The 14618-nt window shown below is 69.7% G+C and carries 12 protein-coding genes; 7 read left to right on the plus strand and 5 right to left on the minus strand.

Annotation, left to right across the window (positions count from 1 at the left end):
- Positions 1-19 precede the first annotated feature (19 nt).
- Both HEP74_RS01825 and HEP74_RS01830 read left to right on the plus strand, forming a co-directional pair.
- Entirely contained in the window at positions 20-628 is a 609-nt protein-coding gene (locus HEP74_RS01825; RefSeq protein WP_185814937.1) for a cytochrome c oxidase assembly factor 1 family protein, read from the plus strand.
- Positions 629-947: 319 nt separating this feature from the next.
- A complete protein-coding gene (locus HEP74_RS01830; RefSeq protein WP_185814938.1) occupies positions 948-2741 on the plus strand; it encodes a DUF885 domain-containing protein in 1794 nt (597 codons plus the stop codon).
- Positions 2742-2786: 45 nt separating this feature from the next.
- Here the strand turns inward: HEP74_RS01830 and HEP74_RS01835 are convergent, their stop codons facing one another.
- Both HEP74_RS01835 and HEP74_RS01840 read right to left on the minus strand, forming a co-directional pair.
- Entirely contained in the window at positions 2787-3158 is a 372-nt protein-coding gene (locus HEP74_RS01835; protein WP_185814939.1) for a hypothetical protein, read from the minus strand.
- Between the two features lie 317 nt (positions 3159-3475).
- Positions 3476-3949 carry a YbjQ family protein gene (locus tag HEP74_RS01840; protein ID WP_185814940.1) on the minus strand — a complete coding sequence of 158 codons (474 nt, stop codon included), beginning with the start codon at positions 3947-3949 and terminating at the stop codon, positions 3476-3478.
- A gap of 178 nt (positions 3950-4127) precedes the next feature.
- Here HEP74_RS01840 and HEP74_RS01845 point away from each other — a divergent pair, with 178 nt between their 5' ends.
- The 3 genes from HEP74_RS01845 (at position 4128) to hemB (ending at position 7700) form a co-directional block, all read left to right on the plus strand.
- Positions 4128-4376 carry a hypothetical protein gene (locus HEP74_RS01845; protein ID WP_053839316.1) on the plus strand — a complete coding sequence of 83 codons (249 nt, stop codon included), beginning with the start codon at positions 4128-4130 and terminating at the stop codon, positions 4374-4376.
- A 152-nt stretch (positions 4377-4528) separates the two neighbouring features.
- Positions 4529-6289, plus strand: coding sequence for a thiamine pyrophosphate-dependent enzyme (locus HEP74_RS01850; RefSeq protein ID WP_185814941.1), 1761 nt, complete (start codon positions 4529-4531; stop codon positions 6287-6289).
- A 418-nt stretch (positions 6290-6707) separates the two neighbouring features.
- Positions 6708-7700, plus strand: a complete 993-nt coding sequence (hemB, locus tag HEP74_RS01855; RefSeq protein ID WP_185814942.1) for a porphobilinogen synthase — start codon at positions 6708-6710, stop codon at positions 7698-7700.
- Between the two features lie 153 nt (positions 7701-7853).
- On the opposite strand, the gene HEP74_RS01860 is transcribed toward hemB, so the two are convergent.
- Positions 7854-8864: an NAD-dependent epimerase/dehydratase family protein gene (locus tag HEP74_RS01860; protein ID WP_185814943.1), complete on the minus strand. Its 1011-nt coding sequence runs from the start codon at positions 8862-8864 to the stop codon at positions 7854-7856.
- Positions 8865-8958: 94 nt separating this feature from the next.
- Between HEP74_RS01860 and HEP74_RS01865 the strand changes: the two genes are divergently transcribed.
- The gene (locus tag HEP74_RS01865; RefSeq protein ID WP_185814944.1) at positions 8959-9846 is read left to right on the plus strand and encodes a LysR family transcriptional regulator; all 888 of its coding nucleotides are present in this window, start codon (positions 8959-8961) and stop codon (positions 9844-9846) included.
- Positions 9847-10029: 183 nt separating this feature from the next.
- On the opposite strand, the gene HEP74_RS01870 is transcribed toward HEP74_RS01865, so the two are convergent.
- The gene (locus tag HEP74_RS01870) at positions 10030-10782 is read right to left on the minus strand and encodes a DNA/RNA non-specific endonuclease (protein ID WP_185814945.1); all 753 of its coding nucleotides are present in this window, start codon (positions 10780-10782) and stop codon (positions 10030-10032) included.
- 196 nt (positions 10783-10978) lie between these two features.
- Between HEP74_RS01870 and HEP74_RS01875 the strand changes: the two genes are divergently transcribed.
- Entirely contained in the window at positions 10979-13483 is a 2505-nt protein-coding gene (locus HEP74_RS01875; RefSeq protein ID WP_185814946.1) for a PepSY domain-containing protein, read from the plus strand.
- Between the two features lie 226 nt (positions 13484-13709).
- On the opposite strand, the gene HEP74_RS01880 is transcribed toward HEP74_RS01875, so the two are convergent.
- Positions 13710-14609 (minus strand): TolB-like translocation protein, encoded by a 900-nt coding sequence (locus HEP74_RS01880; RefSeq protein WP_185814947.1) that lies wholly within the window; start codon positions 14607-14609, stop codon positions 13710-13712.
- Between the last annotated feature and the right edge of the window lie 9 nt (positions 14610-14618).

The following is a 14618-nucleotide window of genomic DNA, read 5'->3' on the forward strand; positions in this document are numbered from 1 at the left end:
CGCCGAAAAGGAGTTCTGCATGTCCACGCCGCCACCGCCGCTTCCCAATTCGCCCTCGCCCCCGCCCTCGCTCGATACCGCTGCCGCCGCCACGCCGCCGTTGGCGGTCCGCAGGGGCTGGTGGTCGCGTCACTGGAAATGGGCGGTGCCGTTGCTGGTGATGGTGCTGGGCGCAATGCTGCTGGCCTCGATCGCCGTGTTCGTGCTCGGCATCGCACGCGTCACCAAGTCGTCCGAGCCGTACCGCGTCGGCCTGATGGCCGCGCAGTTCGACCAGCGGGTCATCGATGCTCTGGGCGCGCCGGTCAAGGACGGGATCATGCCCAGCGGCAGCATTTCCACCAGCAACGGCACCGGTAACGCCAATTTCAGCGTCTCGCTGCACGGCGCGCGCGGCAACGGCACCTTGTACATCGAGGCCGAGCGCCATGCCGGCGAATGGCATTACACGACGCTGCAGGTGCTGCCCGACGCCGGTGAGGCGATCCCGTTGCTCGACGATGTCGCACCGGACGAAGAGGACGCCGGCGAAACCGATGCCGAGTCCGATTCCGACGCGGATGCCGCTAGCGAGGTGCAGGCCGAAGCGGATCCGTCTGCGCCGGTCGGGGCGGATAGCACGCAGTAAGCCCATACGCGGCTGCTGCACGCGCCGCGGTTGCGGGCGGGATACAAACAACCGCCCGGACGACTCCGTGAAGCCGCTGCGTTGCGCGGCCAGGGTGGATGCCATGCATCTCGCTATCGCCGTGCTGCGACCGCAGACGGCGCGGCCGTGTGTACGCGTCGCGTGCCTGCAGCGGCCGTCACGCAATTCGGGTCGCTGCCGCAACGCTTCCGTTTCGCGAGCGATCGCCGGCCACCCGGCGCGGCCATGACCTACGGCAGCTTGCCGGCCGCGCGCGCGCCGCGTACGGTCGCCGCATCGTCCCGCTGGAGATCCACCGATGAAGCCACTCGTCCTCGCCATCGCGCTGGCCCTGGCCGCGCCCTTGCCTGTCCTCGCGCAGGCCGCGCCGGCTGCCGCTTCGGCCGAGACCGCCGGCCCGGCATGGGTGAAGCGCAGCAACGACTTCGCGCAGATCCTGCTGCAGGCGCAGGCGCCGTTCCAACCCGAGGAGGTGAGCTTCTTCGGCGTTCCAGGGTATGACGACAAGGTCACCGACCTGGGGCCGGACAATGCCCGCCGCTATCGCGACGCGATCGGCAAGGCCCGGCGCGCGCTGCAGGAAAAGCTGGAAGTCGAGCGCGACCCCAACGTCCGCCAGGACCTGGCGATCATGATCCACGCCGCCGACCAGGCCGCCGAAGGCAGCGCGTTGAACGAGCGCCTGATGCTGCCGTGGCAGGATGCGCCGCAGATGGTGTTCGGCGGCCTCAACAATCTGCTGTCCGAACAGGTGCCGGCGGCGCGCCGGGCCAAGGCGCTGGACCGGCTGCAGCGCTACGTCGGCCTGGCGCCCGGTAGCAGCTCCTCGCTCGTGTTGGCGCGCCAGCGCTACGAGGAAAAGCTGGCCGACGGCGCGCTGCTGCCGCCGACCCGGCGCGAGGTCGAGCAGGCCTTGAGCAACGTGGACACCTACGCCAAGGGCATTCGCGAACTGTTCGCGACCTACAAGATCGACGGCGCCGAACCGGCGCTGGCGGCGATGGACAAACAGTTCAAGGACTACGCCGCCTGGACGCGCAAGGTGGTGTTGCCGAAGGCGCGCGAGGACGCGCGCCTGCCGCCGGAGCTGTATGCCTTCCAGCTCAAGCAGGTCGGCATCGACATCGCGCCGCAATTGTTGATGCAGCGCGCGCAACTTGAATTCATGGAGACCCGCGCGGCGATGCAGCAGCTGGCGCCGCTGGTGGCCAAGGCCAAGGGCCTGAAGGTCGACAATCCCAGTGACTACCGCGCGGTGATCCGCGCGCTCAAGCGCGACACCATCGCCAACGACCAGCTGGAAACCCATTACCGCGACGTCATCGCGCAGATCGATCCGATCATCCGCCAGCAGCGCATCGTCGATGTGCCGCAGCGGCCGATGCAGATGCGGCTGGGGTCGGCGGCCGAGAGCGCGGCGCAACCGGCGCCGCATTTCCGTCCGGCGCCGCTGGTCGGCAATACCGGCGAGCAGGGCACCTTCGTGCTGCCGCTGGGCAATCCGGATACCGCCGGCAAGGGCGAGCACTACGACGACTTCAACTTCGGCTCGGCGGCGTGGACGCTGAGCGCACACGAGGGCCGGCCCGGCCACGAACTGCAGTTCACCGCGATGGTCGAGCGCGGCGTGTCGCTGGCGCGCAGCATGTTCGCGTTCAATTCGGTCAACGTCGAGGGCTGGGCGCTGTATGCCGAGGCCGAAATGGTGCCGTACGAACCGCTGGACGGGCAGCTCATCGCGCTGCAGTTCCGCCTGCTGCGCGCCGCGCGCGCCATGCTCGACCCGATGCTCAACCTGGGCCTGACCGACCGCGAACGCGCGCGCCTGGTGCTGGAGAATGACGTCGGCCTGTCGCCGGCGATGGCGCGGCAGGAACTGGACCGCTACATGATGCGCGCGCCCGGCCAGGCCGGCAGCTACTTCTACGGCTACAGCCGCATCATGGAACTGCGCATGCGCACCGAACTGGCGCTGGGCGCGAAGTTCGACCGGCTCAAGTTCAACAATTTCCTGCTCGACCAGGGCCTGCTGCCGCCGGATCAGCTGGCGACCGCGGTGGACGAGGTATTCGTGCCGACGCAGCGGAAGTGACATGCCGTGCCGCTGCGTCCAGGCGCAGCGGCACGGCCACGTAACTCAGTGCTCGAACGGAACGTTTTCGGGCTGCCGCCCGTCCGTTCCCTTCCAGTTGCCTTCTTTCCGGGCCACAGGGCACACGCTCATGTATTGCCCGACGGCGGTCACCGCGGTTTGTGTCCATGGGAGAAAGCAGACATAGCCGAAGCAGCATGTGCCGGTGGTCGGGTAAGGGCAGTAGCCGGGGGCGGCGATCCAGGTTCCGCTGGTCGCGCTTATCGGAATCCAGTTTTTGTCTTTGCCCTTGCACCCCTGGGTGCAGAACACGAAGGGATCGTCGTCGCGACATGCCAGGGGCACATAAAAGCCTGCAGCTTCGGCGGTAACTTGTAGCCCGAAGAACGCGACCAATATCCATATCCAGCGCTTCATAACGAGTCCTTCTGTCAATGACGGTCCATCCCGGGCGCTAAGACCAATGACGGGTCACTGCCCTCGCGGGTCCGGATCCATCCCCTGCAGTGCCCGAGGGTCAGGGAATACTATAACCCGGCCAATAGCTTACCAAGGGTTCCCGGGTGATGGCCGCGTGTCTTGGCTCGCTGGCGCCAGCCCTGGGACGGCCACGTCGGGGGACAGCACTGGGCCGGCCTTGGCGCCTGGCCGCACCCGGCCTCGGGTCGGTCCGATAGCCGGGGGTGAACAGCGCTCCCAGTGAAAACGGCCGGATGCACTCTTCCCGGTGGCGCTCAGCGTTCCTGCGGCGGCAATGGCTGTTGGGGCTGCGCCTGTGGCGCTGCCGGCACCTGCGCCCCCGGCGGCACCCAAATGGCCATGCCGGCGGCACGCTTCTGCGTGGTCGGGATGCCGATGCCCAGACCGCCGCCGACGTGGCCGCCGTAGCTGCCGGCGCCGACCGACATGCCGCCGCCCGAGCGCTGCGAGGCCACGCCCATCAGCACCACGCCGTTGGCGCCGAGCTTGGCCGCCTCGCGCTTGAGCCGTGCCATCGCCGCGTCGGTCTGGCCCTGGGTGCCGAAGCCGGCCGCGCTGGACGATTCGAGCTGGGCGATGTCGACCGCGCCGAGCGGCGGGGTCGAATAGATCTGGACCAGGGCCGGGTCGATCGGCGCACGCGGCGCGCCGACCATCACCTTGGAGGAGCTGGCGCAGCCGGCCAGCGCGAACAGCAGCGCCAGCGGCAACAGCGGTCGGACGTTCATGGCATTACCCCCGTGGATCGGATACGAGGCGATGATAGGCGCGACCGGTGAACCGCGCCGCACCCGCCATTGCCGCGCCACCGTGGCACGCCCGCCGTGAGTCCCGTGCCAAGAGTTGGCTTGCGCCGCCATGGCCGCGCGCTATGGTGCGCACTGGCATTCAGCGAAGGGCGGCGGCATGGGCTTGATCAGTCTGTTGTGGGGCATCGTGGCGTTGCTGTGGATGATCCTGGCCTTCATCCCGCTGCTAGGCTGGGGCAACTGGTTCGTGATCCCGTTCGCGGCGGTCGGCGCGATCATCGCCGCGATCGGCCTGCTGTTCACCTCGGCCCCGAACCGCGGCCGCGCCAAGACCGGGCTGATCCTCAACGGCCTGGTGATCGTGGTCGGGGTGATCCGGCTGAGCCTGGGCGGCGGGGTCATCTGACGCACCCGTAGTGCGCCGCGCCGCCGGTCTGCATGGGGCGGCGTGCGTTGGGCCCGCCGTGCGTTTTCGCATGCCGTTGACCTTGCCCTGACGGATGCCGCACCGGCGCTGTGCTCTGCTCGCCTCGACGCAGTCGCGGACAGGAGCGAAGCATGGCGCGCAACGGGGCGGACATCCTGATCGACACGCTGATGGCGTTCGGCGTGGACACGATCTTCGGCATGCCGGGCGACGGCATCAATGCACTGATGGAATCGATCCGGGTGCGCGCACCGCGGGTGCGTTTCGTGCAGATGCGCCACGAGGAATCGGCAGCCTTCGCGGCCACGGCCCACGCCAAGGTCAGCGGCAGGCTCGGTTGCTGCCTGGCCACCACCGGCCCGGGCGGGGTGCATCTGCTGAACGGGCTCTACGACGCCAAGCTCGACCGCGCGCCGGTGATCGCGATCACCGGGTCGCCGTACCACGACCTGGCCGACACCTTCACCCAGCAGGACGTGGACCACAGCAAGCTGTTCATGGACGTGGCGGCGTATTCGGCCCGGGTCATGGGCGCCGGGCAGGTCGAGAACGTCGCCAGCCTGGCCTGCCGGCATGCGCTGGCGCTGCGCGGCGTGGCCCATCTGGCGATGCCGATCGACGTGCAGGACGAGCCGGAAGCGGCCGATGTCGCCTCCAGCCGCAACCTGCCGCACCATGCATCGCTGCTGCCCGCGGCCGGCCACGGCCGCGCCGATGCGGAGGCCATCGAACGCGCCGCAGAACTGCTGAACGATGCCGAGCGGGTGACGATCCTGGCCGGGCAGGGTGCGCTTGGCGCCATCGAAGCGCTGACCGAGACCGCCGAGCTGCTCGGCGCGCCGATCGTCAAGGCGCTGCTCGGCAAGGGCCTGCTGGCCGACGACCATCCGCTCACCACCGGCGGCATCGGCCTGCTCGGCACCCGCCCCAGCCAGGAGGCGATGGAGGGCTGCGATGCCCTGCTGATCGTCGGCTCGACCTTTCCCTACATCGAGTACTACCCCAAGCCCGGGCAGGCGCGCGGCGTGCAACTGGATTGCGATGCCACCCGCGTCGGCCTGCGCTTCCCGGTCGAGGTGGGCCTGGTCGGCGATGCGCGCAGCACGCTGCAGGCGCTCAACGCGCAGTTGCGGCGCAAGCAGGAGCGCGGCTTCCTGCAGCAGGCGCAGGAAGGCTACCGGCAATGGCGGGCCCTGTTGCGCAGCAGCGTCGAGCGGCAGGCGATCCCGATGCCGCCGGGGCGGATCGTGCGCGAGATGGGCGACCGACTGGACGAGGACGCCATCGTGGTGTGGGACTGCGGCCACAATACCGGGCTGATGGCGCGCTACGTGCAGGCGAAGGCGCGGCAGACCTACATCGGTTCCGGCCTGCTGGCGTCGATGGCCTGCGCGGTGCCCTACGCGATCGCCGCGGCGCTGGCGCATCCGGGCCGGCAGGTGGTCGTCTTCACCGGCGACGGCGGCTTGAGCATGCTGCTGGGCGAATTGGTCACCATCGCCCGCTACCGCCTGCCGATCAAGCTGGTGGTGATCAAGAACAACACGCTGGGCCAGATCAAGTGGGAGCAGATGATGTTCCTGGGCAATCCGGAGACGGAATGCGACCTCACTCCCATCGACTTCGCGCAGGTGGCGCAAGCCTGCGGCGTCGCCAGCTGGCGCGTGCAAGATCCGGCGCAGTGCGCCGAGGTGGTGCAGGCGGCGCTGGCCGCGCCCGGCGCGGCGTTGATCGAAGCGAGCGTGGATCCGAACGAACCGTTGCTGCCGCCCAAGCGCGTGGAGCAGTACGCCAGGCACTTGGAGCAGGCCTTGCAGCGCGGCACGCCGGGCGCGCAGGAACTGCGCGAAGCGCTGGCGCGCGAGCCGGCGCGGACCATGCTGCAGGACTGAGTTCGGCGGACCACGCGCTGCGGTTCCGGCACCGGCGTGCAGATCGCGCCAACCCACTGCGCCGCTACCTTGCGTCTGACCATCGCGTGCCGCTCGCGTGGCTGCGCCGACCTGGCCATCCTTGCGACAGGCCGCCGCGTTATCCACGCACTCAGCGTTGCCAGCGACGTCGTGCCATGGCCGGCGATGCGTGTCGAGAGCGGCAGCAGCGCTGTGGCGCGTATGGCCTTGCGGACGCTGCGTCCCGTGTCGGCACCTGGCGGGTGCGGGTGCCGGGCGTAGAATGAGGCCTTGCCGTTGCGGCGCCCGGCATCGCTGAAAGGCGGCGCGGCCGTCCGCTTCCATCTCGGCCTTGGAGCGCGTGCGGCGGTCGCTGGCCGGACGCGCCGCGCCCGTCTCTCTGCACAGGAACCGTTTCATGGCCCATCCCCATTACCGCCCCCGGCGCATGCGCCGCGACGACTTTTCGCGCCGGTTGATGCGCGAGAACACCCTGACCGCCGACGACCTGATCTGGCCGGTGTTCGTGCATGAACTGTCTGGCCGCGCGCCGATCGCCTCGATGCCGGGCGTGGAGCGGCTGTCGATCGACGACCTGCTGAAGGAAGCCGAGACCGCGCTGGAACTGGGCATCCCGGTGATCGACCTGTTTCCGGTCATCGACCCGTCCGGCAAGAGCCTGGACGCGGCCGAGGCCTGGAACGAGAACGGCCTGGCGCAGCGCGCGGTGCGCGCGTTGAAGGCGCGCTTCCCCGAACTGGGGGTGATGACCGATGTGGCGCTGGACCCTTACACCACCCATGGCCAGGACGGCATCATCGACGCGCGCGGCTATGTGCTCAACGACATCACCGTCGATGCGCTGGTCAAGCAGTCGCTGTCGCACGCGCAGGCCGGCGTGGACATCGTCTCGCCCTCGGACATGATGGACGGGCGCATCGGCGCGATCCGCCGCGCGCTGGATGCCGAGGCGCACCTGCACGTGCGCATCATGGCCTATTCGGCCAAGTACGCCTCGGCGTTCTATGGCCCGTTCCGCGACGCGGTCGGCAGCGCCGGCAACCTCGGCAAGGCCGACAAAAGCACCTACCAGATGGACCCGGCCAACGGCGACGAGGCCATGCGCGAGATCGCGCTGGACCTGGAGGAAGGCGCCGACATGGTCATGGTCAAGCCCGGCATGCCGTACCTGGACGTGGTGCGGCGAGTGAAGGACGAGTTCCGTGTGCCGACCTTCGCCTACCAGGTCAGCGGCGAGTACGCGATGCTCAAGGCCGCCGCCGCCAACGGCTGGCTGGACGAACGCAAGTGCGTGCTGGAATCGCTGATGGCGTTCAAGCGCGCCGGTGCCGATGGCGTGCTGACCTATTTCGCGCCGCAGGTGGCGCGCTGGCTGCGCGAGGCGCGTTGAGGCGACGGGGTACTTGCAATGCAGATGATGCCGCTTGTTGTAGGAGCGGCTTCAGCCGCGACAGGACGCTACCGGTAGCATCCTGTCGCGGCTGAAGCCGCTCCTACAACGGCAGGATGCGCAGGGAAAGACCTGCAGGCATAGGCGCTGCATTTATGACGTGGACGCTGGCTGCGCCAGCGGCATGGATGTCGCCGCCGGCAGGCAACCCAACCCTATCAGCGTCGCCTCCACCGCCTCGTCCAGTGGCGTGTGCGGTTCTTCGCCCAGCGTTTGCAGCAGGCGCGCGTTGCGCATGCGCAGCGGATGGCGCCACAGCGGGCGCATCTCGCGCAGTTCGCGCGCCAGCGGCCAGAACGGCATGGCCAGGGTCAGCAGCCACCACGGGAAGCGGCGGGTCTGCGGCGGCGCCATGCCGTGGCGTTGCAGTGCGCGTGCGATCGCCGCCGCCATCTGCGTGCCGTCGGCGTCCCAGTGGCCGTCCATGTGCAGCCGCGCGAACGCCGGCAGCGCATCGCGCTGCTGCAGCAGGCGCAGCATGGTCCGCGCCACGTCCGGTACGTACGCCCATTGATGGCCGACGCCAGGATCGCCCGGCAGCGTCACGCTGGCGATCGGCTGCCCTGGTTTCACCAGGCCCTGCGCGAACCAGCTGTTGCCCACGCGCGGGCCGAAGAAGTCGCCGGCGCGCACCACGATGACCCGCGCACCGTGCGCGGTCGCGGCCTGCAGGCGCCGCTCCAGCTCGACCCGGATCGCGCCCTTGCGTGTGGCCGGGGCCTGCGCCGCGTCTTCGTCCGGCGCCGGGTAGGCATCCAGGCCGTAGTTGTAGACCGTGCCCGGCAGCACGATGGTCGCGCCTTCGGCGCAGGCCGCGGCGATCGTGTTGTCGATCATCGGAAGCACCAGCTCGGCCCAGCGCCGGTAGCCCGGCGGATTGACCGCATGCACGATCGCCGCGCAGCCGCGCGCGGCCTGCAGCACGTCCTCGCGGCACATCGCGTCGCCGCGCAGCCAGTGGATGCCGTCGCGGGTTTCGCTGGCGGCCGCGAGTCCGCGCTGCAGGGCGCGTACCTGCCAGCCGGCGTCGCGCAGTTGGCGCGCCAGTTCGCCGCCGATGCCGCCGGTGGCCCCCAGGACCAGGGCGGTGGATGTCGTTGCCATGCGGATGCTCCGTTTGCGGGGAAGGCGATCAGTGTGGTCGCCGCCGCAGTTCAAAGGAATTGGCGAACATAGGCCATCGGCTATACATTTATGTATGGACAACGCAATCGGTTGGGAGCTCTATCGGTCATTCCTCGCGGTGCTGGAGGAGGGCTCGCTGTCGGCGGCGGCGCGTGCGCTGGATCTGACCCAGCCCACGGTCGGCCGGCATGTGGCGGCGCTGGAGAAGGCGCTGGCGGTGCCGTTGTTCGTGCGCTCGCAGAGTGGGTTGCTGCCGACCGACGCGGCCCTGGCGCTGCGCGGCCATGCGCAGGCCATGGGCAGCATCGCCGCGTCGCTGCAGCGCGCGGCCGGCCGCCACGGCGAGGCGGTGCAGGGCACGGTGCGGATCTCCGCCAGCGAGGTGATCGGCGCGGAAGTGTTGCCGCCGGTATTGGCCGGCTTGCGCCGCACGCATCCGCAGTTGCGACTGGAACTGGTGCTGAGCAACCGCGTGCAGGACCTGCTGCACCGCGAGGCCGATGTGGCGGTGCGCATGACCCGGCCGCAACAGGATCTGCTCATCGCCCGCCGCATCGGCGAGATCGCGCTGGGCCTGTATGCCGATCGCGACTACCTGGCACAGCACGGCACGCCGCAAGACCTGGAAGAACTCGCACAGCACGCGCTGGTGGGTTTCGATGCGGAGACGCCGTTCCTGCGTGCCGCGCGCGCGGCGCTGCCGCAGTGGCGGCGCGAGGCGTTCGCACTACGTGCCGACAGCGACCTGGCGCAGCTGGCCTTGATCCGCGCTGGCTGCGGTATCGGCTTCTTCCAGGCGGCCCTGGCCCGGCGCACGCCGAGCCTGCTGCCGGTACTGCCGCAGCAGGTGCACCTGGGCCTGGAGACCTGGATCACCATGCACCAGGACCTGCGCGGCAGCGCGGCCTGCAGCGCCGTGTTCGCGGCGCTGGCGGAAGCAATGACCGCGCACGTGGCCTGAGCCACGTGCACGGCGATTGCCTGGTGATGCGATGGGGCGAGCCGCCTGTCTGCGGAAATGCGGTCTGCTGGTGCAAATGCATCTGCAGACCGCTTTCTTAGCTCCATATGCTTACGGTATCGACACAGCCTCAGCAGGCGACGCGCCTACGAATCCCCAATCCCGAATCCCCAATCCCGGCCTTCAAGGCATCGTCAACGCGATCGGCGTCGATTTCATCGCCGCGGAGATCGACGGGAACGGATCGACGCTGGCCATGGTGATCACGTCGTCGATCGACACCACGTCGCAGGTGATGCTGTCGTCGTTCACGCACAGGTAGGCGGCCGCGCCGACGCCCGGCTCGTACACTGCCTTCCAGACGTAGTCCGCCACTTCCACCTTGTCGGTGCCGATGGTCGTCACCTTGTCGTCGAAGGCCGGGCCGGTCACCACGTAGATCTCGCCGCGCTGCTTGGCCAGCTGCCGCACCTGCTCTTCGATGCGCGCCCATTCGCCGGTGTTGAGCTTGTGGTCCTGCGGGACCACGTTGGCCATCGAGAAGGTCTCCTTCTCCGTGCTCTCGGTCGAGGCGTCGCCGGCCGGAGTCATGTGGCCGCGGTCGAACCCGGTGTTGGTGTAGTCCGAGCTCTTGGAGCGGTCGGCGGCGGGAATGGCGGTTTCCTCGTGGAACGAACCGACCCGGCCGATCGCCTCGGCACCGGCGACCTGCTGGTCGGTCAGGTGCTCGGCGGAGTACAGCGGGCCCTTGGTCACGCCCGAGGCCAGGATCGCGTATTCGGTGTGGCAGACCTCGGTGGTGCGCGCGGTCAGCGAGGCGTCCACGCTCGGCGGTTTGCCGCCTGCGTACAGCGTGGCGCAACTGGTGGCGGCCATCGCCGTTTGGGCCGTGAACAACGCAAGCAGAACCAGACAACCGCGCAGGGAGAAGGACATCGCGTACCTCGCTAGCCAAGGGGGAGTGAAGAAACTGGCGAGGGGCGATGTCGCTACGGTGACCGCTGGATGTGCCGCGCATGGCAAAGGTGTTGCCAGTCACGTTTGCGGGTAGACGAGGCGGCTCGGCCCGACGCAGATCCGATAAGCGTTCTCATTTACAATGCGCGGCCGCCTTCCGAACCCGTCCTGCGCCGTGACCAAGAAGCTGTTGTTCCAGCTGCACTGGCTGTTCGGCATCAGTGCCGGGCTGGTGCTGTCGGTGATGGGCCTGAGCGGGGCCACGCTGGCGTTCGAGGACGAGATCGTGCGTTGGGCCAACCCGCCGCTGGCCGAGGTGGCCGCGCGCCATGCGGCCGGTGAGTCGCCGTTGCCGCTGGCCGAGCTGGCGCGGCGTCTGGACCTGGGCGGCACGCACCGCACCACGCGCATGCTGATCGACCCCACCGGCACGCGTCCGTCCAATGTGCGCCTGACCGGCCGCGACGGCGGACGCCTGTATTTCGATCCCTATACCGGCCACACGCTGCCGCAGCCGCGGCTGAGCGGCTTCTTCGAATTCGTCGAGGACCTGCATCGGCGCCTGGCCGCCGGCGAACGCGGCAAGGCGGTCACCGGCGCCTGTGCGATCGCGCTGCTGTTCTTCTGCCTGTCCGGGCTGTACCTGCGCTGGCCGCGGCAGTGGTGGAGCTGGCGCGCATGGTGGGTGGTGGAATGGAAGCGGCAGGGCCGCAGTTTCCTGTGGAGCCTGCATTCGGTGATCGGCACCTGGTGCCTGGCGATCTATCTGTCGATCGCGCTGACCGGGCTGTACTGGTCCTACGACTGGTACCGGCAGGGACTGGTGGCGGTGCTCGGCGGCGAGCGCGCGGAAAACGAGGGCGGCGGCCGCGGCGGCAAACCGCCGGCGGTGGACTATGCGCGGCTGCAGGCCACGCTCGATGCGCTGCCGGACGTGCGCCGCGCCTATCTGGACCTGCGCCTGCCCGGCCGCCCCGGGCAGCCGCTGATCGCGCGCTATCTGGCCGCCGATCCGGTGCACAGCCGGGCCTTCGACGGCCTGGAGATCGATCCGCGCAGCGGCCGCATCCTGCGCCGCCTGGACTATCGGCAGCAGCCGCTGGGGCGGCAGCTGTTGAGCAGCGTGTTCGCCCTGCACACCGGCAGCTTCTTCGGCCTGGCCGGGCGCGTGGTGGTGATGCTGGCCAGCCTGTGCATGTCCTTGTTCTTCGTCACCGGCTGGTTGTTGTACCTGGACCGGCGGCGCAAGAAGCGCGCGTTGCACACCGCGCGGCGCGATCTGGCCTCGCCCGCGCAGGACGCCGCCGAGCCGTGGCTGGTGGGCTTCGCCAGCCAGAGCGGATTCGCCGAACGCCTGGCCTGGCAGGCCGCCGGCCAGCTGCAGGCGGCCGGCATGCCGGTGCAGGTGCAGTCGCTGGCGCAACTGGATGCGGTGCAGTTGCGCAGCGCGCGGCGCGCGCTGTTCGTGGTCAGCACCTTCGGCGACGGCGAGGCGCCGGATCCGGCGCGCGCTTTCGAGAAGAAGGTGCTGCGCCAGGCGCAGGCCCTGCCCGAGCTCGGCTATGCGCTGCTGGCGCTGGGCGATCGCCAGTACGCGCGTTTCTGCGGGTTTTCGCGGCGGCTGGAGCAGTGGCTGGCCGCGCAGGGCGCGCAGGCGCTGTTCCCGGCGGTGGAGGTGGACAACGCCGATCCGCAGGCGCTGGCGCAATGGCAGCGGCAGCTGTCCGCGGTCACCGGCGTGGCGGAAGCGGCGCCGGCTCTGCAGGCGCCGCCGGCGCTGGAGTGGCGCCTGGCCGGACGCACCCTGCTCAACCCCGGCAGTGCCGGTGCGCCGGTGTGGCGCATCGATCTGGCGTTACCGGCACAGGCGCAGTGGCAGGCGGGCGACATCCTGGAAGTGCAGCCGTGTCATGCGGAGGATGCCGTGCGCGCCTGGCTGTCCACGCATGGCCTGGCAGCGGACACGCCGCTGCGCGCCGGTGGCGTGTCGCTGCCGTTGCAGGCGGCGCTGGCCGATCGCGCACTGGCGCCGCCCGGAGACGCGCACGATCTGCAGGCCTGGTTCGATGCGTTGCCGCAGTTGCCGCTGCGCGAATACTCGATCGCCTCGGTGCCGGCCGACGGCCTGCTGCAACTGGTGGTGCGCCTGACCCGGCGCGACGACGGCAGCGCCGGCCTGGGCTCGGGTTGGTTGTGCCTGCATGCGCCGCTCGGTGCCGCGGTGCAGGCGCGGGTGCGCGCCAACCCCGGTTTCCGCCGACACGGTGATGCGCCCTTGCTGCTGATCGGCAACGGCACCGGCATTGCCGGCCTGCGCAGCCTGCTGCGCGAAGCCGAGCAGGCCGGTGTGCATGGGCATTGGCTGCTGTTCGGCGAGCGCAATGCCGCGCACGACGCGCTGTTCGGCACGGAATTGCAGGCCTGGCGGGACAGCGGCCACCTGCAGCGGCTGGACCTGGCGTTCTCGCGCGACCAGCCGGACAAGGTCTACGTGCAGGATCGCCTGCGCGATGCGGCCGACGAAGTGCGCGCCTGGCTCGCCCGCGGCGCCACGCTGCACGTCTGCGGCAGCTTGGACAGCATGGCCCGCGGCGTGGATGCGGCCTTGCGCGAAATCCTGGGCGAGGATGGGTTGGATGCGCTCAGCGCGGATGGGCGTTATCGGCGCGATGTGTATTGAGGTCTGAGGCAGGTGGAGCGATTTGGGGGAGTGCTCGGCTCCGGATCGAATTCGGTGGCGTTGTTTCCACCGCTGCGTCTGTCGCGGCTGAAGCCGCTCCTACAAGGGCAGAAGGCGCAGTTCGCTTTTTTGTAGGAGCGGCTTCAGCCGCGACCAACTGCATCAGTGATCGCGTGGAAGCGAAGATGCGGTAACCGGCCTGCGGCAAGCGCGCGTTTCGTCGCCGTCAGCGCACACCCGCACAATCGCCGCTGCCGCTCGCGGCCGGTGCCTTCATCCGGTAAATATCGCGCTTGCCGGCCTTCGGCGCACGCGCGCTGCCGACCAGCAACAGTTCGCTCGGCTTGGAAGCATCCAGCACCGCGCCGCGGGTGTCGCCGTCGGCGCCGTTGAACGACAGCGCCAGCGGCTGCGCCTGCACGTAGTGCCCGCCGGCGCACTGCGCGAGCAACAGCTGCGCGCCTTGCGGCTTGCGCGCCCGCGCGAACACCAGCGCGCGGCCGTCGCCCAGCCAGGCGGCGTCGGTTTCGTCGTCGGCACTGTTGATGCCGTCCAGCGCCTGCAGTTGGCCGAAGACCTGGCCTTGCAGCCGCGCCACGAACAGGTCCATGCCGCCGGCACCGCCGTGGCCGTCGCTGGCGAACAGCAGCCGGGTGCCGTCCAGCGACAGGATCGGGGCGCGCTCGTCGCCGCGCGAGTTCACTGCCGCGCCCAGGTTCTGCGGCGGGCCGTAGCGGCCGTTGGCCAGCAGCGGCGCGCGGTACAGGTCGCTGCCGCCCTGGCCGCCGGCGCGGTCGGAGGCGAAGTACAGCCAATGCCCGTCGGCGCTGAAGAACGGGTCGCCATCGGCAGCGGGCGAGTTCAGTGGCGCCGGCAACGGCTGCGGCTCGACCCAGCGCCCGTCGCGCAGCGTGGCCTGCCACAGGTCGCCGCCGCCGGGCGCGCCGGCGCGGTCGGGGCTGGCCCAGACGATGCGTTGTCCGTCGGGCGAAACGCTGGCACGGGTCTCGTCGGCCTTGGTCGAGACCACACCCATGCCCTCGATGCCGAACTCGGAAAGCGCGAACGCCGACGGCGCGCAGAGTAAACTCGCGGCCAGCGCGAGCGGCAGGGCGGGGGTCCGCATGTCGGATTC

The sequence above is a fragment of the Xanthomonas sp. SS genome (genome assembly GCF_014236835.1).
GTDB lineage: Bacteria > Pseudomonadota > Gammaproteobacteria > Xanthomonadales > Xanthomonadaceae > Xanthomonas_A.